Source organism: Streptomyces sp. T39 (assembly GCF_008042045.1).
In the GTDB taxonomy this organism is placed as follows: domain Bacteria; phylum Actinomycetota; class Actinomycetes; order Streptomycetales; family Streptomycetaceae; genus Streptomyces.
In genome coordinates this window covers 3,186,399-3,208,453 of record NZ_RDBP01000012.1, presented here as the reverse complement: position 1 = coordinate 3,208,453, position 22,055 = coordinate 3,186,399, and the positions used below count along the sequence as shown (strand labels likewise).

Sequence of the window (22,055 nt, the reverse complement as noted above, 5' to 3'; positions counted from 1 at the left end):
CGGGGCCGGGGGTCAGAGGCTGCGGGCGGTGATGTCGCCCTGGGAGGCGGTCGCCTGGATGGCCAGCTCGGTGGCGCCGTCGTTCCTGAGGTCGTTGCCGACCCGGCCGCAGGCGGTGGCGGCGTCGAGCGACGCGGAGACTCCGGCGGCGGCGACGACCGAGATGTCGCCGGACTGCGTGCCGAGCACCAGCTTGCCGCCCAGGGCCTCGGCGATCCGGATGTCGCCTCGGGCGGTACTGATCTCCGAGGAGCCGCCCAGCCGGCCCACCTCCACGTCTCCGTCGATCGCGGTGAGGCGCAGGCTCGCTGCCTCGTCGATCCTGATCCGGTGGTACGCGCCGTCGAACGCGACGTCCCCGAGGCGTCCGACGGCCCGGAACTCGGTGCCGGCGGCCTTCACCTCGACGTGCGATCCGGCGGGCAGCTGGACCGTCACCTCGACGGCCCCCGACGCGAGGTACTGGTTCTTCACCGGGACCTCCACCCGCAGCACTCCGTCCGCACAGGCGACCGTGGCCCGGTCCGCCGCCTTCACGTCGCGGCTCTTCGAGGCGTCCATGGGCCGGATCTCGACCACGGTGTCCGACCGGTCGGCGGCGATGATCTGCACCCGCCCCGCGGGGACGGCAAGGACGGCGGCGATCGGGGCGGGGGTTTCGAACTTCTGCATCGTGCTCTCCTTCGGCTACTTGTTTCCGTTGACAGAAAGCTACGTTGCATTCGAGATTCCGGCAACACATTCGTTGCACGTGAGACTCATCAATGCAGTTCAGAGCACTGCAATCGTTGCAACGAATACAGGCTTAACGCAACGTCAGATCCCGGTTCATTGCAATGATTGACGCTTAACGCTCACCGTGACATGCGGGAGGGCCCGGGCGGAGAGTCCGCCCGGGCCCGGTGCCTCATGGACGGCGCGATCACTCCCCGTGTGACGAGAGCGCCCCCGCGACGACCGACGCGGCACGCGCGATCAGTGCGTTGTCGTGCTCGGCGTCCTTCTCGGGACGGTTCGAGAGGATCGCCATCACGATCGGGGCGCCGCCGCGGGGCCACACCACGGCGATGTCGTTGCGGCCGCCGTAGGTGATGGCGGTCCCGGTCTTGTCGCCGACCACCCAGGTGTCGGGCACCCCGGCCCGGATGGTCTCGCCGCCGGTGGTGTTGGTACGCAGCAAGGTGGTGAGGCGGTCGCGCTCGCCCTTCTTCAGGACGTTCCCGAGCACGAACGCGCGGAGGTCGTGGGTGAGCGCCCGGGGGGTGCTCGTGTCGCGGTCGTCGCCGGGGGCCCACTCGCCGAGTTCCGGCTCGATGCGGTCCATCTGCGTCACATGGTCGCCGAGGTCCTCCAGCGCCGCGTCCAGGCCCCCGGGGCCGCCCAGTTCCCCGAGAAGGAGATTGCCGGCGGTGTTGTCGCTGAAGCGGACGGCCGCGTCGCAGAGCTCGCCCAGCGTCATCCCCGTCGCGACGTGCTTCTCCGTGACCGGAGACCCGTCCACGAGGTCGTCGGCCGTGTAGCGGATCACCCGGTCCATGCCGCGCAGGCCGTACTCGTCCAGGACGGCGCCGGCGGCCAGCGCCTTGAAGGTGGACGCGTAGGGGAAGCGTTCACGGTCGTTCCAGGCGATCTCCTCCCCGGTGCCGGTGTCGATCGCGTAGACACCCAGCCGCGCGTCGAACGCGCGCTCAAGGGCCATGAATTCGCGGGCGTACGACCCGGTGGCCGCACTCGCGCCGGAGACCCTGGCGGGCTGCCGGGCGGACGCCTCGCCGGCCGGAGCCTGCGACGCGCGGGGGCCGCCGTCCGCGCACGCGGCGAGCGGGACGAGGACGAGGGCGGCGAGGGCACCGGTGAAGGCGCGCCTGGCGCGGGCGATGTGCTGCATGGTCCGAACCTCCGAACGCCCCCGGGCAGGGGCGCGTAGGGGACGGGGCGCACGGCCCCGTCCCGGTGCGTGGTCATGAGTACCCGACCACCCTCGCCCGGCCGGGCCATGCGGTCCAATACCCGCATGCGCGGTTCCATGCGGTTCCCGCATAGGGTGCGGAACGTGGATCTGGTGGCAGCAAGTCGCGCCTTCGTCAGCGTCGGCGAACACGGCAGTTTCACCGTCGGAGCAGCCGCCGCCCACATGTCCCAGCCGGTGGCCAGCCGCCGGGTCGCCGCGCTGGAGGAGCACGTCGGCGAGCAGCTCTTCGAACGCACCTCGCGGCGGGCCGTGCTGACGCCGTTCGGGCGGGATCTGCTGCCCGCGGCCAGAGCGCTCGTCCGGGCCGCCGACGTGCTGCTGCACGAGGCGGAGGCGGCCCGGCGCAAGCCGTGGCGGCTCGCGGTGCCCGGCATCTGCACCACCGCGGCCCTGGCCCGGCTGGTCGCCGACGCCCGCGCGCACCGGATCGCCCTCGACCTGCGGGTCGCGCCCCCGGCGGAGCGCAGGGATCTCGTCCATGCGCAGCAGGTGCGTGCGGCCGTGCTGGCCGTGCCGTCCGACGAGGCGGTGTGGTCGATACCGCTCGGGCTGGCCGGCGCGCGCGACCCCGGGGTGAACCGCGTCTACCTGGAGACGCTGCGCGTCGGACGGGCGTCGACGGGACCGCCGCGGCGCGTGTGGATCCAGCCCGAGGACGATGTGCCGCACATCCGGGACCCGCTGGCCCGGCTGGGGGACGCGGTGGGGCTGCGCCCGGCGCAGCTCGCCGCCGCGACCGATCTGACGGGTGCCGCGGCAGAGGTGCTGTGCACGGACGACCTGCTGCTGTGCTCGCCCGCCCAGGCCGTGGAACTGGGCCTGCACTGGCGGGCCCTGGGAGAGCTGCCGCTGGTGCGCGGCTTCGCGCTCGCCGTCGCCGGGGACGGCGATCCGCAGCTCGTCGGGGGACGCCTCGCTGCCGCGCTCGCCCGCTGCCTCGGCGCGGAGAGCCGCGTCGGGGGCGGGGCGGACGGTGGCACGGGCGTCGGCGACCAGCCGGGCCAGGGCCGCGGTGGYGCAGATGCCGGGCACCGCGAGCCGCCACGGCTTGCGCCGGGCCGCCGACGTGCTGCTGCACGAGGCGGAGGCGGCCCGGACGAGCGCTCTGGCCGCGGGCAGCCCTCGACACCGTCCTCACCCCCAAAACCGACGCCGCCCACACCCTCCACACCCTCACCCGACACCACAACCTCCAAGCCTTCGTCCTCTTCTCCAGCGCCGCCGGCACCCTCGGCAACCCCGGACAAGCCAACTACGCCGCCGCCAACGCAGCCCTCGACGCCCTCGCCACCCGACTCCGCACCCACGGCACCCCCGCCACCTCCCTCGCCTGGGGTCTGTGGGGCGACGCGAGCGGCATGACCGGGCATCTGGAGAGCGGCGACCAGGACCGCATGCGCCGTCAGGGTGCGTCCGCACTGAGCGCCGAGGAGGGCATGGCGCTGTTCGACGCCGCACTGTCGCTGTCCGAACCCGTGCTGGTGACCAGCAAGATGAACTTCCCCGCCCTGCGGGCGGCCGCCGCCGAGGGCACCTTGCCGGTGATGTTCCAGGGGCTCGTCCGGGCGCCGCGCAAGGCGGCCCACAGCGCGGCGGCCGGCTCCGGCGAGTCGCTCGCGGACCGGATCGCGGCACTGTCCGCGGCGGAGCAGCAGCGGGAGCTGCTGGACCTGGTGCGCGGCCGGGCGTCGACGGTGCTGGGCGATGTGCCGATCCGCGCGGACCAGCCGTTCAAGGACGTGGGCTTCGACTCCCTCACCGCAGTCGAGCTGCGGAACCGGCTGGCGAAGGAGACCGGGGTCCGGCTGCCGGCGACGCTCGTCTTCGACTACCCCACCCCGGCCGCCCTCGCCCGGCACCTGCGCTCCGAGCTGGTGCCCGACGCCGGTACCGGAGACGAGGCGTCCGCGGCCGCGCCGGCCGCCGTCCCGGGTGCGGCCGATGTGGAGGCCGCCGCGTCCGAGGAGCTCGGGCGGATCGCGGCGATGGACGCGGACGACCTCGTGGCCCGCGCGCTGGGTGCCGTCGGCACCTGATCACCGACGAGGCAACCGATGACCGACCGAACGCCGATTGTGGAGGATCCGATGGGTACGCCCAGCGACAACAGCGCCAGCACCACGGACAGCGCCAGACTCGTCGAGGCCCTGCGCGCCTCGCTCATGGAGAACGAGCGTCTCAAGCAGGAGAACCAGCGCATGGCGGCCGTCGCGCGCGAGCCGATCGCGATCGTCGGGATGGCCTGCCGCCTGCCGGGCGGGGTCGCCACTCCCGACGACCTGTGGCGGCTGGTCGACGAAGGCCGTGACGCGGTCTCCGGCTTCCCGGAGGACCGGGGCTGGGACCTGGAGCGCCTCTTCGATCCGGACCCGGAGCGCGCCAACACCTCGTACGTCAGCGAGGGAGGATTCCTGCACGAGGCGGGCGAGTTCGACGCCGGCTTCTTCGGGATCTCGCCGCGCGAGGCGCTGGCGATGGACCCGCAGCAGCGGCTGCTGCTGGAGACCTCCTGGGAGACCTTCGAACGCGCGGGCATCGATCCGTCGGCGCTGCAGGGCGGCCGGGTCGGCGTGTACTCGGGCGTGATGTACCACGACTACGCGCCGGATCTGGAGTTCTCGCCGAAGGGCCTCGAAGGGTTCCTGGGCACCGGCAACTCGGGGAGTGTGGCGTCCGGCCGGGTGTCGTACACCCTCGGTCTCGAAGGACCCGCGATCACGGTGGACACGGCGTGCTCGTCGTCGCTGGTGGCCCTGCACCTGGCGGTGCAGGCGCTGCGCAACGGCGAAGTGGACATGGCTCTCGCCGGGGGCGCGGCCGTGATGGGCACGCCCGGTGTGTTCGTGGAGTTCTCCCGGCAGCGCGGGCTGTCCGAGGACGGGCGCTGCAAGGCGTTCGCCGAGGCGGCCGACGGCACCGGCTGGGCCGAGGGCGTCGGAGTCCTCCTCGTCGAGCGGCTCTCCGACGCCGAACGGCTCGGACACCCGGTCCTCGCGGTGGTCCGCGGCACCGCCGTCAACCAGGACGGCGCCTCCAACGGACTGACCGCCCCCAACGGCCCCTCCCAGCAGCGCGTCATCCGCGCCGCCCTCGCCAACGCCGGCCTCGCCCCCGCCGATGTGGACACCGTCGAGGGCCACGGCACGGGCACCACGCTCGGCGACCCGATCGAGGCACAGGCGCTGATCGCCACCTACGGCAAGGGACGCAGTCCCGAACAGCCGCTGTGGCTGGGCTCGTTGAAGTCCAACATCGGGCACGCCCAGTCCGCCGCCGGTGTCGCCGGCATCATCAAGATGGTCCAGGCGATGCGACACGGTGTGCTGCCGAAGACCCTGCACGTCGACCAGCCCTCCACCAAGGTGGACTGGTCGGCGGGCGCGGTGGAACTGCTCACCGAGGCCCGTGACTGGCCGGCGACCGACCGGCCCCGCCGCGCGGCGGTCTCCTCGTTCGGCGTCAGCGGCACCAACGCCCACGTCATCATCGAACAGGCCCCGGTGGCGGAGGCCCCGGCCGAGGCCGGGAAGACGGCCGCGCCCGGTGTCGTGCCGTGGATCCTGTCCGCCAAGGGCGACGCCGCCCTGCGGGCGCAGGCGGAGCGGCTGCTGACGGGCGCCGAGCACCGGGCACCGGCGGACGTGGGGCACGCCCTGGCCTTCGGCCGCGCACGCCTGGACCGCAGGGCCGTGGTCGTGGGCCGGGACGTGGAGGAGCTGACCGGCGGCCTGAAGGCGCTGGCGTCGGGTGAGCAGGCGGGGCAGGTGATCACCGGCACGGCGGACGTGGACGGCAGGACCGTCTTCGTCTTCCCCGGCCAGGGTCACCAGTGGACGGGCATGGGCGCCCGGCTCTACGACACCAGCCCCGTCTTCGCCGAGGCGATCGACGCCGTCGCGGCCGCCTTCAGCGCCCACGTCGACTGGGATCTGGTCGACGTCCTGCGCGGCACGGAAGGCGCGCCCGGCTTCGACCGGGTCGACGTCGTCCAGCCCGCGTCCTTCGCGGTCATGGTGGCCCTCGCCCGGCTCTGGCAGCACCACGGCGTCACCCCCGACGCCGTCGTCGGCCACTCCCAGGGCGAGATAGCCGCCGCACACGTCGCCGGTGCCCTCACCCTCGACGACGCGGCGCGTATCGTCACCCTCCGCTCCCGGGCGATCGCGGCCCACCTCGCCGGGCACGGCGGCATGATGTCGCTGCCGCTCCCCCTCACCACGGTCCAGGAGCACGTCGCCGCCTGCCCCGGTGTCGAGATCGCCGCCGTCAACGGACCCAACTCCACCGTCGTCGCCGGCGACCCCACCGCCCTCGACACCCTCCACGCCCACCTCACCGGCGAGGGCGTACGGGCCCGCCGGATCCCCGTCGACTACGCCTCCCACACCAGCCACGTCGAGACGATCCGGGACGAGCTCCACCGCATCCTCGCCCCCGTCGGCCCCCGCACCGCCACGATCCCCCTCCACTCCACCCTCACCGGCGAACGCATCGACGGCACGTCGATGACGGCCGGCTACTGGTACGACAACCTCCGCCACCAGGTCCGCTTCGCCTCCACCGTCGAGGACCTCGCCCGCACCGGGCACCGCGTCTTCGTCGAGATCAGTGCCCACCCCGTCCTCACCCTGCCCGTCGGCGAACTGGCCGAGGCGGCCGCGGGATCCCCCGGTGTGGTCACCGGCTCCCTGCGCAGGGACGACGGCGGGCTCGACCGCTTCGCCGCGTCGCTGGCCGCGGTGCACGTCCGGGGCGTGGACGTGGACTTCGGCCCGTTCTTCGAGGGCGCGTCCGGCCGGCGGGCCGAGCTTCCGACCTACCCCTTCCAGCACCGTCACTACTGGCTCAAGACCTCGCGCAACCCGGGCGTCGAGGGGCCGGCCGACGACTTCGAGACCCTTCACGAGGAGAACGACATGACGTCCCAGGAATCGTTCGCCGAGCGTTTCGCCGCCCTGCCGGAGGAGGAGCGCCTCACCGCGCTGCTCGGTCTGGTGCGGGCCGAGACGGCCACCTCCCTCGGCTACGCGTCGGCCGACGAGGTCGACGACGACGAGGCGTTCTTCGACGTCGGCTTCAACTCGCTGACCGCGGTCGAGCTGCGCAACCGGCTGGCCGAGGAGCTTGGTGTCGAGCTGCCCGTGATGCTGCTGTTCGACCACCCGACGCCCGGGCTGCTCGCCGAGTACCTGCTGGGCAAGGCCGCGGTACCGGCCGGCGCCTGACGGCCGCGGAACCCCGCCCCTCCCCCGACTCCTCCTCCGACTTTCCGCCTCCGAAAGGCATGGACGACACGATGTTCGACATCGACGACTATCTCGCCAGGCTCGGCCACTCCGGGCCGCGGCCGGCCCCGACCGTGGAGACCCTGCGGGTCCTGCACAAGCGGCACCTGATGACCTTCCCGTTCGACAACTTCCTCAACGAGGAGCGCGGCACCGCGATATGGGACGGTGTCGACATCGACGTCGACACCGTCTACAAGGAGGTCGTCACCGGCGGCCGGGGCGGCGTCTGCTACGAGCTCAACGGACTGTTCCGGGCCCTGCTCGGCGGGCTGGGCTTCGAGGCCGTCGTCCTGTCCGCCGGTGTGCGGGGTGCGGACGGCGCCTTCGGCCCGGACATGGAGCACCTGTTCAACGGCGTCCGGATCGACGGCGAGTGGTACATCGCGGACGTCGGCTACTCCGGTCCCTCGCTGATCGAGCCCGTACGGGTCGCGGAGGAGCCCCAGGAGCAGTACGGCACCCACTTCCGGGTCCGGGCGGCCGACGACGGCTTCCACTACCTGGAGCGCAGGCCGCGGGACGGCGACTGGGGTGTGATCCACCGGTTCCGGCTCAGGGCCCGGGAGTTCTCCGAGTGGCTGGACGCGTCCCACCCGGAGCTGGACGCGTATGCGCGGATGCTGGCGGCGAACGTCACCTACATCCGCGGACGGGCGCTGGAGAACGGGCAGATGACGCTGACCGGACGGCGGCTGCTGACCGTCGAGGACGGCCGGGAGACGGTGCGGGTGCTGGTGAAGCAGCCCGACTTCGACGCCGTCGTGAAGACCATTCTGTCGCAGGACTGACCCCCTCCCGCCGGCGCGGGCCCCCGGTCCCGGGTGCCCGCGCCGGCACGGGCACTGGAAAGGAGTGCACGATGTCTGCGTCCGCTGTGAGCGCCCCCTGGTGGCCCGACGACGAGGCGGACCTGCTCGTCGTCGGCTACGGCCCGGTGGGTCAGGTGCTGGCCAACCTGATGGCCAGGCGCGGCCGCCGGGTGATCGTCGTCGAACGGCACGCGAAGCCCTACACGATGCCGCGTGCGGTCGCCTTCGACGGGGAGGCGGCCCGCATCCTGGCGGCGGCCGGGGTCGCGGACCACCTCGCCTCGGTCGGTGAGCCGTCGGGCGACTACATGTGGCGCAACGGAAAGGGCGAGGACCTGCTGTACATCGGCGCCGCCGAGGAGCACGGCCGCAACGGCTGGCCCGAGTCGACGTCCATGTACCAGCCGGGGCTGGAGGACGCGCTCATCGCACGCGGCAAGCGGTTGCCGCAGCTCACGGTGGTGCGCGGTCACGAGGCCGTCGGCCTGACGGAGTCCGACGACGGCGTCGAGCTGACGGTCGAGGCGACGAACGGGATCCGGCGGCGGCTGCGCGGCCGGTGGATCGTCGGCTGCGACGGCGCGAACAGCTTCGTGCGGCGCCACATCGGCGGCGGCACCCGCGACCTGAACTTCCATCACGAGTGGCTGATCTGCGATCTGGTGCTGCACGACAGGCGCGATTTCCGGCCGAACAATCTGCAGATCTGCGATCCGGACCGCCCCCGGACCCAGGTGTCGGCGGGGCCGGGGCACCGGCGCTGGGAGTTCATGCTGCTGCCCGGTGAACGCAAGCAGGACATGGACAGCCGGGAGACGGCATGGCGGCTGCTGTCGCTGTGCGGGATCACCCCCGACGACGGGATCATGGAGCGCCATGCCGTCTACACGTTCCAGGCGAGCACGGCGCAGCAATGGCGCCGGGGCCGGCTGCTGATCGCGGGCGACGCGGCGCATCTGATGCCGCCGTTCGCGGGGCAGGGCATGAGCTCGGGCTTCCGTGACGTGGCGAACCTGGCGTGGAAGCTGGACCTGGAGATGACCGGGCTCGCCGACGAGTCGCTGCTGGACACCTATGTGACGGAGCGCCGGGCGCATGTGCAGCACGCCATCGGCATGTCGGTGAACCTGGGCAAGGTGATCTGCCAGACCGACCCGAAGGCGGCGGCCGACCGTGACGCGGTGATGATCGCGGCGCGGGAGCGGAAGCTGGCGCGGCCGCAGCAGTCGCCGTTCCAGCCGCTGACGAAGGGGGTGCTGCTCCGCGACGACCGGGGCCGCCGGCTGCCCGGTTCCGGCGACCAGGTGCCGCAGCCCGTGGTGTCCCGCGGTGTGGTGCGGGGGCTGTTCGACGAGGTCGTCGGGCGGGGCTTCGTCCTGGTGTCGCGCGACGACCCCGAGACGTTCCTCTCCGGGGACCAGCGGGCGTTCCTGCGCGGGCTCGGTGCCCGGCTGGTCCGGCTGCTGCCGGCCGGCACCCCTGCCGGGAGCGAGCCGGAGGGCGCCGTGGTCGACACGGAGGGCACCTTCGGCGCCTATCTGGACGGCATCGGCGCGCGGACGGTCCTGGTCCGGCCGGACACCTATGTGTTCGGCGCGGCGGACGGTCCCGAGGAGGCCGGACTGCTCGTGGAGGCCCTGCGCGAGCAGCTGACGGTGCGTACGGCCGTCCCCGTCGCGGCGGGCTGAGGCATCCCTGCCATGAACGTCATGCGGTGGGTGCCGTGCGCGCGGTGCGCGCACGGCAGCCGCCGCGAGGTGCCGTCGGCGGCCGGGCCGTCAGCCGGCCAGCGCCGGTGTGCGCACCGCGGCGGGGGCGGCAGTGCCGCCGTCGTAGTCGGCGCGTGCGCGGTCGATCTCGTGGAGGTGGCGCTCCGCCCAACCGGTCAGCGCGAGCAGGGAGTCGTAGAGCTCGCGGGCCATCGGGGTCGCCGTGTACTCGACCTTCGGCGGCACCGTGGGGTAGACCGTGCGGGTCAGCAGGCCGTCCCGCTCCAGGTTCCGCAGGGTGAGGGTGAGCATGCGGCGGCTGATGCCCTTCACCTGGCGCTCCAGCTCGGTGAAGCGGGCGGGCCCCTGCGTCGTGACCAGCAGGATGCCGATGCTCCATTTGCCGCTCACTCGTCCGAGTACTTCGAGAACCGAACACGCGGCCTGCGCGGCAGGAGTTTCACACTGCTGCACCGCGCTGACCTCGGTGGTCACATCGGTGTTCCCCTGGGACATGAAAGTGCCTCCTTCCGCCGCGCCTCATGGTCCCAGACCATGGTCTCTGTAACAAGACGTACACCATGTCAGCCCCTGTGCAGCTACGTCTTCGCGCACGCCGGCCGATCGCCGGCACCCACCCCTTCTCCTCAGGAAAGAAGAGAGCCGTGACCCCACAGACCGGCACGACCAGCTCGCGCGGGCTGGCGCTCGCAACGCTCTGCACCATGCAGTTGATGATCATCCTTGACGGGACGATCGTCACGGTCGCGCTGCCGACCATCCAGAACGACCTCGACTTCTCCCAGGGCGGCCTGTCCTGGGTCGTGAACTCGTACCTCATCGCCTTCGCGGGCCTGCTGCTGCTCTCCGGCCGTCTCGGCGACCTGATCGGCAGCAAGAAGGTGTTCCTCGCCGGTCTGGTGACGTTCACGCTCGCCTCGCTGCTCTGCGGTGTCGCCACCAACCAGGAGATGCTGATCGGCGGCCGCTTCCTGCAGGGCGTCGGCGCGGCGCTCGCCTCGGCGGTGGTGCTCGGCATGATCGTGGGCCTGTACCCGGAGCCCGCCGAGCAGGCCAAGGCCATGGGCATCTACAGCTTCGTCTCGGCGGGCGGCGCCTCCATCGGCCTGATCGCCGGCGGTGTCATCACGGACGCGCTCGGCTGGCACTGGGTGTTCCTCATCAACCTGCCGATCGGCGCGATCGCCCTGGTCGCCGGTATCAAACTGCTGTCCGCGACCTCCGGGCTCGGGCTGCGTGCCGGTGCCGACGCCATCGGCGCCGTCCTGGTGACGGCCGGTCTGTCGCTGGGCGTCTTCACCATCTCGCAGGTCTCCGAGGACCACTACAGCGCCGCCGAGCTGGGCATCTACGGCGCCGTCTCCGTCGTCCTGCTCATCGCCTTCCTCGTCCGCCAGGCGAAGGCGGCGCGTCCGCTGCTGGCCCTGCGCATCTTCCGCAACCGTGAGATCAGCGGAGCCAACATCGCCGTGGTGCTCGTCTTCTCGGCGGGCTTCGGCTTCCAGTTCCTCAACGCCCTCTACCTCCAGCGGGTTCTCGGCTTCGACTCCATGCAGACGGGTCTCGCCTTCCTCCCGGCGCCGCTGGTCATCGGCACCATGTCGCTGTTCTTCACGGCGAAGCTCACGGCGCGCTTCGGCACCCGCCGGGTGCTGCTGACCGGTCTGCTGTTCCTCGGCGGCGGCCTGCTGCTGCTCAGCCGGGCCCCCGTCGACGGCAACTACTGGGTGGACGTGGCCCCGACGCTCGTCATCCAGGGCTTCGGCATGGGTCTGACGGTGCCGTCGGTCATCATGCGGGCCATGTCCGGTGCCGCCCCGGCCGACGCCGGTCTCGCCTCCGGTCTCAACAACACGGCGCAGCAGGCCGGCGCCGCGGTCGGTCTCGCGGTGCTCGCCACCGTCGCCACCTCGCGCAGCAACACCCTGCTGTCGGAGGGCACCGCGCAGATCCAGGCACTGCGGGACGGCTACAGCCTGGCGTTCGTCTTCGCGGCGGGATTCGTCTTCCTGGCGTGGCTCGTCACCTTCTTCGTCCTGCGGGACACGGCTCCCGCGGCGGGCGCCGGTGCGGGTGAGAGCGCGCCGGGCAGCCCGGAGGAGACGGTGCGCGACACGACCGTCAAGACCGTGGTCGTGCACTGACCGGGTGAGTGACGGGTCAACGGTGCGGGGCGTGACCGGAGTTCGCCGGTCGCGCCCCGCACCGTCGGCAGACTGGCGCACCGGCGGCCGGCCGGTCGCACATGACAGACAAAGGCACAGACGAAAGGTGTTCGACGTGGCGGACAGGATCCGTGTGGGAGTGGTGGGAGCGCACGCCGAGCGCGGCTGGGGGCGGGGCATCCATCTGCCGGCGCTGTCGGCTCTCGCGGACGACTACGAGATCACGGCCGTCGCCGGGACCAGCCGGGAGTCCGCCGAGGCGGCGGCCGGCACGTGGGGGGCGCGGCACGCCTTCGACGACGCCCGGGCGCTCATGGAGCACCCCGAGGTCGACCTCGTCACCATCGCCGTGCAACTCCCCCAGCGGGACGGCCTCGTGGAGACCGCCGTCGCCGCGGGCAAGCACGTGTACAGCGAGTGGCCGCTGGCCCTGGACGCCCCGACCGCGGAGGGGTTCCGCAGCGCGGCGCAGAAGGCCGGCGTCCGGCACGCGGTGGGCCTCCAGAGCCGCCACCACCCCGCGGTGCGTCTGCTGCGGGACCTGGTGGCGGACGGGCTCGTCGGCGAGGTGCTGTCGACGTCGCTGACGTACTCGCTGTCCACCCCGACGGTCTGGTCCGAGCGGTACGCCGCGCTGTTCGACCACACCAAGGGCGTGAACCACCTGGCCGTCGTGGCCGGGCACTCGATGGACATGTACCGGTACGTGGTCGGGGACTTCACCGAGCTGTCGGCGACGCTCGCGACCCGCATCACCAGCATCACGCTGGAGGAGACGGGCGAGGAGCTCGAGGTGACCTCGCCCGACCAGATCGTGGTGGGCGGTCTGCTGGAGTCCGGTGCCGCGTCGTCCGTGCACTTCATGACCGGCGGCCCGCACGGGGACGGGTTCCGCATCGAGGTGCACGGCTCGGCGGGGCGGCTGGTGCTGCGCTCCACCGACGACTCGCTCGTCGGCCCCGAGTTCGTCCTCACCCACGCCCTCGGCGGCCGGCCTCCCGTCGAGATCGCGGTGCCCGCGAGCTACCGTCCGCTGCTCCCCCAGGCGCCCGCACCGGTGCGCAACGTGCACCAGGTGTACACCGACCTCGCGCGGGCGATCCGTACCGGTGAGCCGTCCGAGCCGGACTTCGGCACCGCGGCCCGGATGCACCGTGTCATCGACGCCATCAAGGAGTCCGCGGCGACGGGTGAACGCCGTCGCCTCACCCACCCGTCCGCCGGCTGACCCGGCCCCCGTGCCCGACGCCCCGGTCCCCGCGCTCCGGCGGGGGCCGGGGCGTCGCCCTGCGCACGGGCCCGGCGGCCACGGGTCGTGGGGGCGGCGGTCTCCCGCCGGCTCTCACGCGTCCGGAGCGTCGAGCGGCCACGACCAGACCGCGTCGGCGGCGTCCCGCTCCCCGAGGATCCGGCGGTGGCGTGCCGCTTCGCGCTTGGTTCCCGCGTTGAGCGGGCGGTAGCGGACCCAGTCCATCGGAACGACGTGGAGAGCGAGGGTCTCCACCGCCCCTTCGTGACCGACCCCGTGCGCGAGCACCACGGCGAAGCGCTGGATGCCCCACAGGCACTGCCAGGGCGGTCCGGTGACGACGGCTCCGGCGTCGGCGAGCTTCCGGCCGTACCCCTCCTCGGCGTCGAGCTCCATCTCCGCGTGGAAGTCGTCGCCCCCGAAGTGGTGGACGCAGCTGCGCCGCAGGCCGTCACGCATCTCCGACAGGCGCCCGCCCCCCACCGGAGCGCCGGCCTCCCGCACAGGGGCCACCGCGAGCGGGAAGATCGCGTGCCGGCCCCGGTCGATCACGGGGAAGCCGAGATCCGTCCATTGCGGAGTCCTCTCGGAGTACCGGGTGCCGAGTGCCCGGGCGAGGGCGTGCATGATCGACAGACCGTCCGCGATCCGATCCGGCTGCTCCTGCTCCTGCTCCTGCTCCACGGGACCTCCCCCTCGATCCGCCGGCCCGGGATCCCCCTCCGTCGGCCGCCCGGGACCGGCCGGGGGACGCCCTCACGACGCCACGACCATCCGGCGACCCCGCCGCCGACGACCCGATCATGCACCAAGCGCACGGACCGCGCCGTCGACCTGGCCCGGCGGCCACGCGCGGGGGGCCGTCTCCGTGGCGGAGACGGCCCCTGGGGGTGCGGTGTGCGGGGTCCGGCCGGTCAGGACGTACCGGTGCCGGTCCGCCCGGCGGCCGCGAGGGCCGACCGGCGGCGCGCCTGGCGGGCCTTGTGACGTGCGCCGGAGCCCCGCTCGACCAGCCACCACTCGGCGAGGAGCAGCGGCAGGATCCAGCCGGGCCACGACGCGAGGCCCGCCCTCGCCTGGCCCCAGGCGATCAGCTGGGCGATGTCCTGGGTGTCGGGCTGGGGCAGGATCGTGTGGTCGTAGACCACACCGAGGATCCGGCTGAGGATGATGGACAGCGTCAGTGCGAAGCTGCGCACCATCCACCGCCGGTGGTCGTCGAACCGCCGCTGCCGGGCCATCCGGTAGCCCGCGACCGCGGTGCCGACCCACAGCACCGAGGTCATGATGGTCGACATCTGCATCGACAGCCCCGAGGGGCTGACGAGGGCGACGGCGATGCCGGAGACTCCCGCGGGCAGCACGCCCGCCACCAGATACAGGCGCCCGCTCCAGCGGTGCACCTTCGGGTGCCGCGCCCGCAGGACGGGCCAGACCTGGAGGCAGCAGGTCACCAGGGCGACCGTGCCGAACACGACGTGCGCCACCAGGACCGCGTAGTGCCACGGGTGTCCGGCCGCCGGGGGGATCTTGGAGTCGGCGGGGTCGAGGGTGAGGTACCGCGGCACGGCCATGGCGATGAACACCGCGCTCACCAGGGCCAGGGGCCCCACCCAGGGGCGGCGCCACCAGCGGGGGGACGGGGCGGGGCCGGCCACGGGTCTCTCCGCGGGTGCGGCCTGCTCCGGTTCGGTCGTCGTGATCGTCACGGCCGTTCTCCCATCGTGTCAGTCAGTCGGCGGCCGCGAGGGATTCGCCGGTTGCCATGTCGGTGATCCGGATGGCCCGGTAGGGGCAGTAGTCGGCGGCGTCGAGCACGTCCTCGTCGGGCTCGATGCCCGTCTCGGTGGGCTCGGCCTTGCCGCCGACGAGACGGAAGCGGTCGGGCAGGTTGCCGTTGCACAGGCCGGCGCCCATGCAGGCCCGCTGGTCGACCTCGATGTGCCAGGTCATGCGGTCACCACCGCACGGGCAGCGCGGCCACACCGCGCACCACGTGGTCGGACTTCCACGGCACCTCCTCGGCCGGCACCGCGAGTTCCAGGCTCGGCAGACGGCGCAGCAGGGTGCCGAGCGCGACCTGGAGTTCGAGCCGGGCGAGCGGGGCGCCGAGGCAGTGGTGGATGCCGTGGCCGAAGGCGATGTGCGGGTTGTGCTTGCGGGTGAGGTCGAGCTCCTCGGGAGCCTCGAAGACGCGCGGGTCGCGGTTCCCGACGGCGGGGAAGATCATGACGGCCTCGCCGGCCTTGACCAGCTGTCCGCCGATCTCGATGTCCTCGACGGCGATGCGGGTGTTCTCCGAGTAGGGGCTGAGCGGGGTGACCCGCAGCAGCTCCTCGATCGCCGTCGGCAGCAGCTCGGGTTCGGCGACCAGGCGCTCCCACTGCCCGCGCCGGCTCAGCAGGATGTAGAGGTGGTTCGCCAGCTGGTTGGCGGTGGTGTGGTGGCCGGTGGCGAGGAGGGCGATCGACATGGTGATCAGCTCCTCCTCGCTGAGCCGGTCCTCCTCGTCGCGCGCCGCGACGAGGGCGGACAGCAGGTCGTCGCCCGGCTCGGCGCGGCGCTTGGCGATCAGCGAGCCCATGTACTCGGGCAGCTTCTCGAAGCGGGCCTCGTTCATCTCCTCGAGCGTGTGCTCGTTGCCGATGGTCAGCCAGGTGTCGATCCAGCCGCGGAACTTGTAGTGGTCCTCCAGCGGCACCGCGAGCATCTCGCAGATCACGGTGATCGGGAGCATCCAGGCGTACTGGGAGGCCAGATCACCGGTGTTGCCGGAAGCGGTGAGGCGGTCCAGGAGCTCGTCGGCGATCTCCTGGGCGCGGGGACGTATGAGTTCGACCCGGCGCACGGTGAACGCCTTGGCGACCAGCTTGCGCAGCCGGCCGTGCTCCGGGTCGTCCATGCTGACGATGTTCTGTTCCTCGAACGCCTTGCGGACGCGCGGGACGTCCTTGCCGACGGTCGCCGCCCGGCTGAAGCGCGGGTCGGCGAGCACGGTCTTGATGTCGGCGTGGCGGGTGGCGAGCCATGCCTCGCCGCCGTACTGCATGTCCACGCGGGTGAGCGCCTGTTCGGCGCGGACCTCGGCGTAGCGGGGGTGCAGGTCGGTGGCGACCGGCTCTCCGAAGGGGTAGGCCGGTACGCCGTGCATGGGGCAGCCCGGCGGAGGTACGGCCGCTGTCCCGCTGGAGCCGGTGGTGTCCTGGTCGGTGACCGTCATCGTCGGGTCGCCTCTCTGTCCTGGTGGGTGAGGTCGGTTCAGTTGCCGATGGCGCGCGGGTGGTCGAAGAAGCGGTACGGGTCGTACGCCCTCTTCAGCCGCTTGAGGCGGTCGTAGTTGACGCCGTAGTAGGCGTTCTGCCAGTTGTCGAGGTACATGTCGGGGAAGTTGATGTACGAGTGGCCCCCGGACAGCGGGTTGATCACGTTGAAGCCGGTGGTGGCCCAGCCCACGGCCGCGGCGACGTCCTCGTCGGCCGGCGAGGCGTCCGGCAGGGCGACGCCGTAGCCGATGTGGAAGAGGGCGCCGCGGTGCACGAACGCGGTGTCGGTGGGCGCCTTGTCGCCGACGGCGCCGCCGAGGCCGACGAAGCTCAGGTAGCGGGTCTGGCCCGTGCGCGGCGCCGACTCGAAGGCCGCGAGCGCGGCGGCGGTCCCGGCCGTGCCGAGCGGCTGGTCGACGATGCGGGCGCGCATCCGCTGCCACAGGGTGCGCGGGTGGGAGCCGCCCTCGGCGAGGCCGTAGACGTACTGCATGCCGTCGGCGAAGGGCAGATCGAGGACCTTGCTGGTGGCGGGGGTGGAGCCGACCAGTCCGGCGAGCTCGGCGAGGCCGGCGTCGGCCTCCTCCTTGGTGCCGTAGTAGGCGCCCTGCTGGAGGACGATCGGCGGGTTGCCGGAGCCGGCGTCCGGCTGGATCACGATGACCTGGCCGGTGCTGTTGCGCGGCGTGGTCCGGTACCACTGCTGCCAGGTGTCGAGGAACTTCTCCGCGTCGTCCCAGCTCCAGATCTGCTCGTAGAAGACCATCCGGGGCACGGAGATGGGGCGCAGCTCGACGTCGACGAGGACGCCCCAGTTGCCGCCGCCGCTGCCGCGCAGCGCCCAGAACAGGTCCGGGTTGGAGCGCTCGGAGGCGGTGACGAGCCGGCCGTCGGCCAGGACCACCTTGGCGGAGACCATGCGGTCGGAGCCGATGCCGAAGGGACGGCTCTGGTAGCCGACACCGCCGCCGGAGTAGTAGCCGCCGACGCACACGTCGTGGCAGGTGCCGGTGACCATGCCCTGGCCGTACTGCTTGAGGACGCCGAGCGCCTCGATGCTCTGGGTGCCGGGGCCCACGTGGACGGTGGGCGAGCCGCCGCCGGTGACGTGGTTCATGCGGCGGACGTCGAGCACCAGGCCCTCGCCGGTGGACCAGCCGGCGAAGTTGTGGCCGCCGCTGCGGGTGCGCAGCGTCAGGCTGTTGTCCTGGGCGAAGCGCACGACGGCCTGGACGTCGGCCGGGGTCTCGCCGTAGACGATGCCCGCCGGGGTGACGGCGTCGTACTCGCCGATGGCGAGCTGCTTGGAGGCGTCGTAGGCGGCGTCGCCGGGCAGCACGACATCGCCCTGGATGCGGGAGCGCAGCGCCGACCAGTCGGGGCACTGGGACCGGCGCCGGCCGGCGGCCGGTGCCCCGGCCGCCGGTGCCCCGGCGGCCGCCCCGGTGGCGACCGTCGCGGCGAGGACGCCGCCGGCGCGGAGCAGATTCCTTCGATCGAGCATGGTTGCTTCCTCCGGAGATATGTCGTGCTGTCACATGCGAGTTGTCGGATGTGCGCGAGAACCGTATTCGGCGGCGGATCCGTGCGTATTCCCCTAGGACCCCCCTCAGTTCGGCTCCCGCGCGGCCCCCCGGAAATTCAGGGTTCTCGCGGGATGGCCTGTTCCGTACGCTCTGGGCGCCGGGGAATTCCCCCGCCTCGCCAGCGAAGGAGATCCACCGTGCCCGCAACCGTTCCGAGTGTGGACACCGATCCGCACATACGTGGCCGCAGCAAGCTCCCGTCCCTCACGGGCATGCGGTTCTTCGCCGCCCTTCTGGTGTTCTTCATCCACGCTCTCCAGCCCATCGGGCCGGTCGACCCCACGGGGCCGGTGAATCCCTTCGCGGACCAGGACATCGCGCAGGGGCTGCTGGAATTCTTCGCACCCGCCGGATATCTGGGAGTGTCGTTCTTCTTTCTGCTGAGCGGATTCGTCATCACCTGGTCGGTGAAGCCGGGTGAGCGGCTGACGGCCTACTGGCGCCGGCGCGTCGTGAAGATCTTCCCGAATCACATCGTGATGTGGGCCGCCGCGATGATTCTCTTCGCGTCCGCCTACACTCCGGTGAGCACCTGGCTGCCGAATCTTTTCCTGGTGAATTCCTGGATCAACAAGTTCGACGTCCAGATGAGCGTGAACGCACCGGCCTGGTCGCTCTGTGCGGAGCTGCTGTTCTATCTGGCGTTCCCGTTGCTGCTGCTCGGTGTGCGGCGGATCGCCGTGAGCCGGCTGTGGTGGTGGGCGGCGGGCGCCGCGCTGGCGACGGTCGGGGTGGCGCTGGTGACGACGTATCTGATCCCGGACACCCCGCGGTCGCCGATGATCCCGATCTCGACGACGCAGATGTGGTTCAACTACACCTTCCCGCCGATGCGGATGTTCGAGTTCCTGCTGGGCATGCTGCTGGCGCGGATCGTGATGGCGGGACGCTGGCCGCGGATCGGTGTCGTGCCGGTGCTGGGGCTGCTGGCCGCCGGGTACGCGGCGGCGATGTACGCGCCGGCGCCGTACAACTTCGTCTCCGTGACGGTCGTGCCGTTCGGTGTCGCCATCGCGGCCGCCGCGTCGGCCGACGTCCGGGGGGTGAAGACGTACCTGGACGGCCCGGTGATGCAGTGGCTGGGCAATGTCTCCTTCGGCTTCTACCTGTGCCAGGGCGTGGTGATCTTCTGGGGCCGGCAGGCCCTGCTGGGCAACGCGACCTACAGCACTCCGGTGGCCGTCCTGGTGATGGCCGGGATGTTCGTGGCGACGCTGCTGGCGGGCTGGTTCCTGTACGCCTGCGTGGAGAACCCGGCGATGAAGCTGTGGAGCAGGCCGCGCAGGCGGGCCGGCAGCGTGCCCGTGGTGCCCGCCGCGGTCCCGCCGGAACCGGCGGCCGCAGCCGCCGCGGCCCCGGCGGCGGAGCCGGTCGCCACGGCGTCGGCCGGCGGCGGCCCGGCTCGCCCCTGAACGTCGCCCGTGCCCGCCCATCCCCCGCCGGGCACGGGTGACACGGTCCGTCCGGCCGTGGTGTGACGGACGGACCGCCGGCGCCCGGTGGACGCGGAAGGCCCGCGTCCACCGGGCGCCTCCGCTGTTCAGCCGCGCATCAGCTCGGCCACCAGGAAGGCCATCTCGACGGACTGCTCGGGGTTGAGCCGGGGGTCGCAGTTGGTCTCGTAGCGGGCCGCGAGCGAGGCGTCGTCCAGCCGGCGTGCGCCGCCGAGGCATTCGGTGACATGGTCCCCGGTGAGCTCGATGTGCAGCCCGCCGGGATGGGTGCCGAGTGCGCGGTGCACCTGGAAGAAGCCCTGCACCTCGTCGAGGATGTCGTCGAAGTGGCGGGACTTGTAGCCGCTCGCGGTCTCCTTGGTGTTGCCGTGCATGGGGTCGCACTGCCAGATCACCCGGTGCCCGGTCGCCGTGACCTTCTCCACGATGGCGGGCAGCACGTCGCGGACCTTGTCGCGTCCCATGCGGCTGATGAGCGTGAGCCTGCCGGGCCTGCTGTCGGGGTCCAGCCGCTCGACGTACTCCACGGCCTGCTCCGGCGTGGTGCCGGGGCCGATCTTGACGCCGATGGGGTTGGCGAGCAGGGACGCCAGGGCCACATGGGCCCCGTCGAGCCGGCGGGTGCGCTCCCCGATCCACAGGAAGTGCCCGGAGAGCCCGTAGAGCCCGGCCCTGCCGTCGTCGCCCTCGGCGGTGCGCAGCATGGCCCGTTCGTAGTCGAGGAGCAGGGCCTCGTGGCTGGCGTACACCTCGGTGGTGTGCAGGGCGCTGTGGTCGGCCCGGCAGGCGGCCATGAAGCGCAGGCCGTTGTCGATGTCCGCGGCGAGGGCGCGGTAGCGCTCGCCCGCCGGGGAGTCGCGGACGAAGTCCTGGTTCCACCCCTGCACGCGCCCGAGGTCCGCCGCGCCCGACGCCATCATGGAGCGCACATGGTTGAGGGCGGCCGCGGAGTGCGCGTACGCGGTGAGCATGCGGGAGGGGTCGGCGACACGCGAAGCGGGTGTGGGGGAGGCGGAGTTGACGATGTCGCCCCGGTAGACGGGCAGGGTCAGGTCGTCGGTGGCCTTCGAGCGGGGTTTGGCGTACTGGCCCGCGATGCGGCCGACCTTCACGACGGGCAGGTTCGCGCCCCAGGTGAGGACGACCGCCATCTGCAGCAGGGTGCGGATGTTGGCGCGGACGTGGTCCTCGGTGTTGCCGGCGAACGTCTCGGCGCAGTCGCCGCCGTGCAGCAGGAAGGCGCGTCCGTGGGCGACGTCGGCGAGGCGCCGGTGCAGCCGGTCGACCTCGCCCGGCAGGACGAGTGACGGCATGCGTTCGAGGGTCTCGCGCACCTCGGTGACGGCGCCGGTGTCGGGGTAGTCGGGCTGCTGGGCAGCGGGGCGGGCGAGTGCGTCGGTCACCCGGGCCGCCACTGCGGGCGGCAGCGTCCCGGCCGCCTCACGCGGGCGGGTGACGGTCTCTATGAGTGCTGGCATGCGGTGGAGCGTAGGGAGGCCCGGCGAGGGGGCGGCCACCCTCCGGTAATCAGGCCCCCACTGCCGCCGGGGCGGGCTCCCCGCCGGCGGCGGCCGCCTCCGCGGCGGGTCCGGCGGCGTCGCCGAGGGCGAAGAACTCCCGGTAGAGCGCCAGCTGTTCGGCGAGCATCGGCGCGCCGGGGTGGACGGGCAGGCCGCATGCCTCGGCCGCCGCAAGCAGCGCGGTGCGGCGCGGTTTCATCACGATGTCGGCGACGAGCGTCCCGGGGCGCAGGCGGCCGGGGGTGAACGGCAGCGGGTCGTCCGGGCGCAGCCCGAGGGGTGTGGCGTTGACGGCGATGTCCGCGTCGACCGGTCCGTCCGCCGCGTGGACGCGGCCGGGCCAGGTGGGGGCGAGGCGGTCCACGAGCCGCTCGACGCGGGCGGTGTCGGTGTCCCAGACGGTGACCCGGGCGCCGGCGAGCAGCAGGGCGACGGCGATCGCCGACCCCGCTCCCCCGGCGCCGGCGACGCAGACCGTGGCGGTCCCGGGCCGGTGGCCGGCGGCGCGGAGACCGCGGACGAAGCCCACGCCGTCGAAGTTGTCGGCGTGCCAGCGGCCGTCGGGTCCGCGGCGCAGGGCGTTGGCCGAGCCGCTGAGCCGGGCGGCGGGGCTGATCTCGTCGGCGAAGCGGAGGCAGTCGGCCTTGTGGGGCACGGTGATCAGGAGCCCGTCGAGGTTCCGGACGCGCTGGAGGCCGGGCACGGTGACGTCCAGGTCGCCGGGGCGCACATGGACGGGCACGAGGACCGCGTCGGTGCCGAGGCGGGCGAAGAGGGGGTTGAGCATCGCGGGGGCCTGCACCTGGGAGACCGGGTCGCCGAGGACGGCGTAGAGCCGGGTCGTCCCGGACACGGCGGGGGCGCCGGGCCCGCCCGGGGCGAGGGGCGCACCGTGTGCGGCGGGGTCCGTACCGGTCACCGTTGCCTCCCTGTCCGCCCTGGGCGCGGCGGGGGCACCGGCCCCCGCGTCGCCGACGACACTAGGCGCGCCCCGGCGGGCCGGGCATCCCCTCAGACCC

Annotated in this window: 16 protein-coding genes and 3 pseudogenes; 9 read left to right on the top strand and 10 right to left on the bottom strand. The window is 72.6% G+C overall.

Going from position 1 to position 22,055, the window contains the following annotated elements; all coding sequences use genetic code 11:
* Positions 1-12 precede the first annotated feature (12 nt).
* Together EAO77_RS15560 and bla are read right to left on the bottom strand one after the other, a co-directional pair.
* The gene (locus EAO77_RS15560; RefSeq protein ID WP_147988559.1) at positions 13-672 is read right to left on the bottom strand and encodes a DUF4097 family beta strand repeat-containing protein; all 660 of its coding nucleotides are present in this window, start codon (positions 670-672) and stop codon (positions 13-15) included.
* A 250-nt stretch (positions 673-922) separates the two neighbouring features.
* Entirely contained in the window at positions 923-1,888 is a 966-nt protein-coding gene (gene bla, locus EAO77_RS15555) for a class A beta-lactamase (RefSeq protein WP_147988558.1), read from the bottom strand.
* Between the two features lie 138 nt (positions 1,889-2,026).
* On the opposite strand from bla, the pseudogene EAO77_RS39460 reads away from it, so the two are divergent.
* The 6 genes and pseudogenes from EAO77_RS39460 to EAO77_RS15530 form a co-directional block, all read left to right on the top strand.
* A pseudogene (locus EAO77_RS39460) lies at positions 2,027-2,932 on the top strand (LysR family transcriptional regulator); the annotation flags it as partial.
* Positions 2,905-3,258 (top strand): annotated as a pseudogene (locus tag EAO77_RS40025) (KR domain-containing protein); the annotation flags it as partial. The pseudogenes EAO77_RS39460 and EAO77_RS40025, both read left to right, overlap by 28 nt.
* 72 nt (positions 3,259-3,330) lie before the next feature.
* Positions 3,331-3,915: pseudogene (locus EAO77_RS40020) on the top strand (beta-ketoacyl reductase); the annotation flags it as partial.
* A 111-nt stretch (positions 3,916-4,026) separates the two neighbouring features.
* On the top strand, positions 4,027-7,197 hold the full coding sequence (locus tag EAO77_RS15540) for a type I polyketide synthase (RefSeq protein ID WP_410088473.1): 3,171 nt from the start codon (positions 4,027-4,029) through the stop codon (positions 7,195-7,197).
* Positions 7,198-7,256: 59 nt separating this feature from the next.
* The gene (locus EAO77_RS15535) at positions 7,257-8,048 is read left to right on the top strand and encodes an arylamine N-acetyltransferase family protein (RefSeq protein ID WP_261993915.1); all 792 of its coding nucleotides are present in this window, start codon (positions 7,257-7,259) and stop codon (positions 8,046-8,048) included.
* 71 nt (positions 8,049-8,119) lie between these two features.
* A complete protein-coding gene (locus EAO77_RS15530; RefSeq protein ID WP_147988555.1) occupies positions 8,120-9,757 on the top strand; it encodes a bifunctional 3-(3-hydroxy-phenyl)propionate/3-hydroxycinnamic acid hydroxylase in 1,638 nt (545 codons plus the stop codon).
* A gap of 90 nt (positions 9,758-9,847) precedes the next feature.
* On the opposite strand, the gene EAO77_RS15525 is transcribed toward EAO77_RS15530, so the two are convergent.
* Complete coding sequence (locus tag EAO77_RS15525) at positions 9,848-10,294, bottom strand: winged helix-turn-helix transcriptional regulator (RefSeq protein WP_147988554.1); 447 nt, start codon at positions 10,292-10,294, stop codon at positions 9,848-9,850.
* A gap of 209 nt (positions 10,295-10,503) precedes the next feature.
* Between EAO77_RS15525 and EAO77_RS15520 the strand changes: the two genes are divergently transcribed.
* Together EAO77_RS15520 and EAO77_RS15515 are read left to right on the top strand one after the other, a co-directional pair.
* Positions 10,504-11,943, top strand: a complete 1,440-nt coding sequence (locus tag EAO77_RS15520) for an MFS transporter (RefSeq protein ID WP_147989151.1) — start codon at positions 10,504-10,506, stop codon at positions 11,941-11,943.
* Positions 11,944-12,079: 136 nt separating this feature from the next.
* Positions 12,080-13,192 (top strand): Gfo/Idh/MocA family protein, encoded by a 1,113-nt coding sequence (locus EAO77_RS15515; protein ID WP_261993914.1) that lies wholly within the window; start codon positions 12,080-12,082, stop codon positions 13,190-13,192.
* A 114-nt stretch (positions 13,193-13,306) separates the two neighbouring features.
* Here EAO77_RS15515 and EAO77_RS15510 read toward each other — a convergent pair whose 3' ends face one another.
* From EAO77_RS15510 to EAO77_RS15490, 5 genes are all read right to left on the bottom strand, one after another.
* The gene (locus EAO77_RS15510) at positions 13,307-13,897 is read right to left on the bottom strand and encodes a hypothetical protein (RefSeq protein ID WP_147988553.1); all 591 of its coding nucleotides are present in this window, start codon (positions 13,895-13,897) and stop codon (positions 13,307-13,309) included.
* A 230-nt stretch (positions 13,898-14,127) separates the two neighbouring features.
* A complete protein-coding gene (locus EAO77_RS15505) occupies positions 14,128-14,922 on the bottom strand; it encodes a DUF2306 domain-containing protein (RefSeq protein ID WP_222723656.1) in 795 nt (264 codons plus the stop codon).
* A 22-nt stretch (positions 14,923-14,944) separates the two neighbouring features.
* Complete coding sequence (locus EAO77_RS15500; RefSeq protein WP_147988552.1) at positions 14,945-15,166, bottom strand: ferredoxin; 222 nt, start codon at positions 15,164-15,166, stop codon at positions 14,945-14,947.
* 4 nt (positions 15,167-15,170) lie between these two features.
* Positions 15,171-16,433 carry a cytochrome P450 gene (locus EAO77_RS15495; protein ID WP_261993913.1) on the bottom strand — a complete coding sequence of 421 codons (1,263 nt, stop codon included), beginning with the start codon at positions 16,431-16,433 and terminating at the stop codon, positions 15,171-15,173.
* A gap of 38 nt (positions 16,434-16,471) precedes the next feature.
* Positions 16,472-17,980, bottom strand: coding sequence for an FAD-binding oxidoreductase (locus EAO77_RS15490; RefSeq protein ID WP_147988551.1), 1,509 nt, complete (start codon positions 17,978-17,980; stop codon positions 16,472-16,474).
* A gap of 219 nt (positions 17,981-18,199) precedes the next feature.
* Here EAO77_RS15490 and EAO77_RS15485 point away from each other — a divergent pair, with 219 nt between their 5' ends.
* The gene (locus EAO77_RS15485) at positions 18,200-19,474 is read left to right on the top strand and encodes an acyltransferase family protein (protein ID WP_261993912.1); all 1,275 of its coding nucleotides are present in this window, start codon (positions 18,200-18,202) and stop codon (positions 19,472-19,474) included.
* 128 nt (positions 19,475-19,602) lie between these two features.
* Here the strand turns inward: EAO77_RS15485 and EAO77_RS15480 are convergent, their stop codons facing one another.
* Positions 19,603-20,994 carry a class II 3-deoxy-7-phosphoheptulonate synthase gene (locus EAO77_RS15480; RefSeq protein ID WP_147988550.1) on the bottom strand — a complete coding sequence of 464 codons (1,392 nt, stop codon included), beginning with the start codon at positions 20,992-20,994 and terminating at the stop codon, positions 19,603-19,605.
* A 49-nt stretch (positions 20,995-21,043) separates the two neighbouring features.
* On the bottom strand, positions 21,044-21,955 hold the full coding sequence (locus tag EAO77_RS15475) for a shikimate dehydrogenase family protein (protein WP_261993911.1): 912 nt from the start codon (positions 21,953-21,955) through the stop codon (positions 21,044-21,046).
* Positions 21,956-22,055 lie beyond the last annotated feature (100 nt).

Excerpts from the sequence above, each read along its gene's own strand:
- EAO77_RS15480 (WP_147988550.1), bottom strand. The coding sequence starts at position 20,994 with ATGCCAGCACTCATAGAGACCGTCACCCGCCCGCGTGAGGCGGCCGGG.
- EAO77_RS15560 (WP_147988559.1), bottom strand. The coding sequence starts at position 672 with ATGCAGAAGTTCGAAACCCCCGCCCCGATCGCCGCCGTCCTTGCCGTC.
- EAO77_RS15500 (WP_147988552.1), bottom strand. The coding sequence starts at position 15,166 with ATGACCTGGCACATCGAGGTCGACCAGCGGGCCTGCATGGGCGCCGGC.
- EAO77_RS15530 (WP_147988555.1), top strand. The coding sequence starts at position 8,120 with ATGTCTGCGTCCGCTGTGAGCGCCCCCTGGTGGCCCGACGACGAGGCG.
- EAO77_RS15490 (WP_147988551.1), bottom strand. The coding sequence starts at position 17,980 with ATGCTCGATCGAAGGAATCTGCTCCGCGCCGGCGGCGTCCTCGCCGCG.
- EAO77_RS15525 (WP_147988554.1), bottom strand. The coding sequence starts at position 10,294 with ATGTCCCAGGGGAACACCGATGTGACCACCGAGGTCAGCGCGGTGCAG.
- EAO77_RS15535 (WP_261993915.1), top strand. The coding sequence starts at position 7,257 with ATGGACGACACGATGTTCGACATCGACGACTATCTCGCCAGGCTCGGC.
- EAO77_RS15540 (WP_410088473.1), top strand. The coding sequence starts at position 4,027 with ATGACCGACCGAACGCCGATTGTGGAGGATCCGATGGGTACGCCCAGC.
- EAO77_RS15495 (WP_261993913.1), bottom strand. The coding sequence starts at position 16,433 with ATGACGGTCACCGACCAGGACACCACCGGCTCCAGCGGGACAGCGGCC.
- EAO77_RS15520 (WP_147989151.1), top strand. The coding sequence starts at position 10,504 with ATGCAGTTGATGATCATCCTTGACGGGACGATCGTCACGGTCGCGCTG.
- bla (WP_147988558.1), bottom strand. The coding sequence starts at position 1,888 with ATGCAGCACATCGCCCGCGCCAGGCGCGCCTTCACCGGTGCCCTCGCC.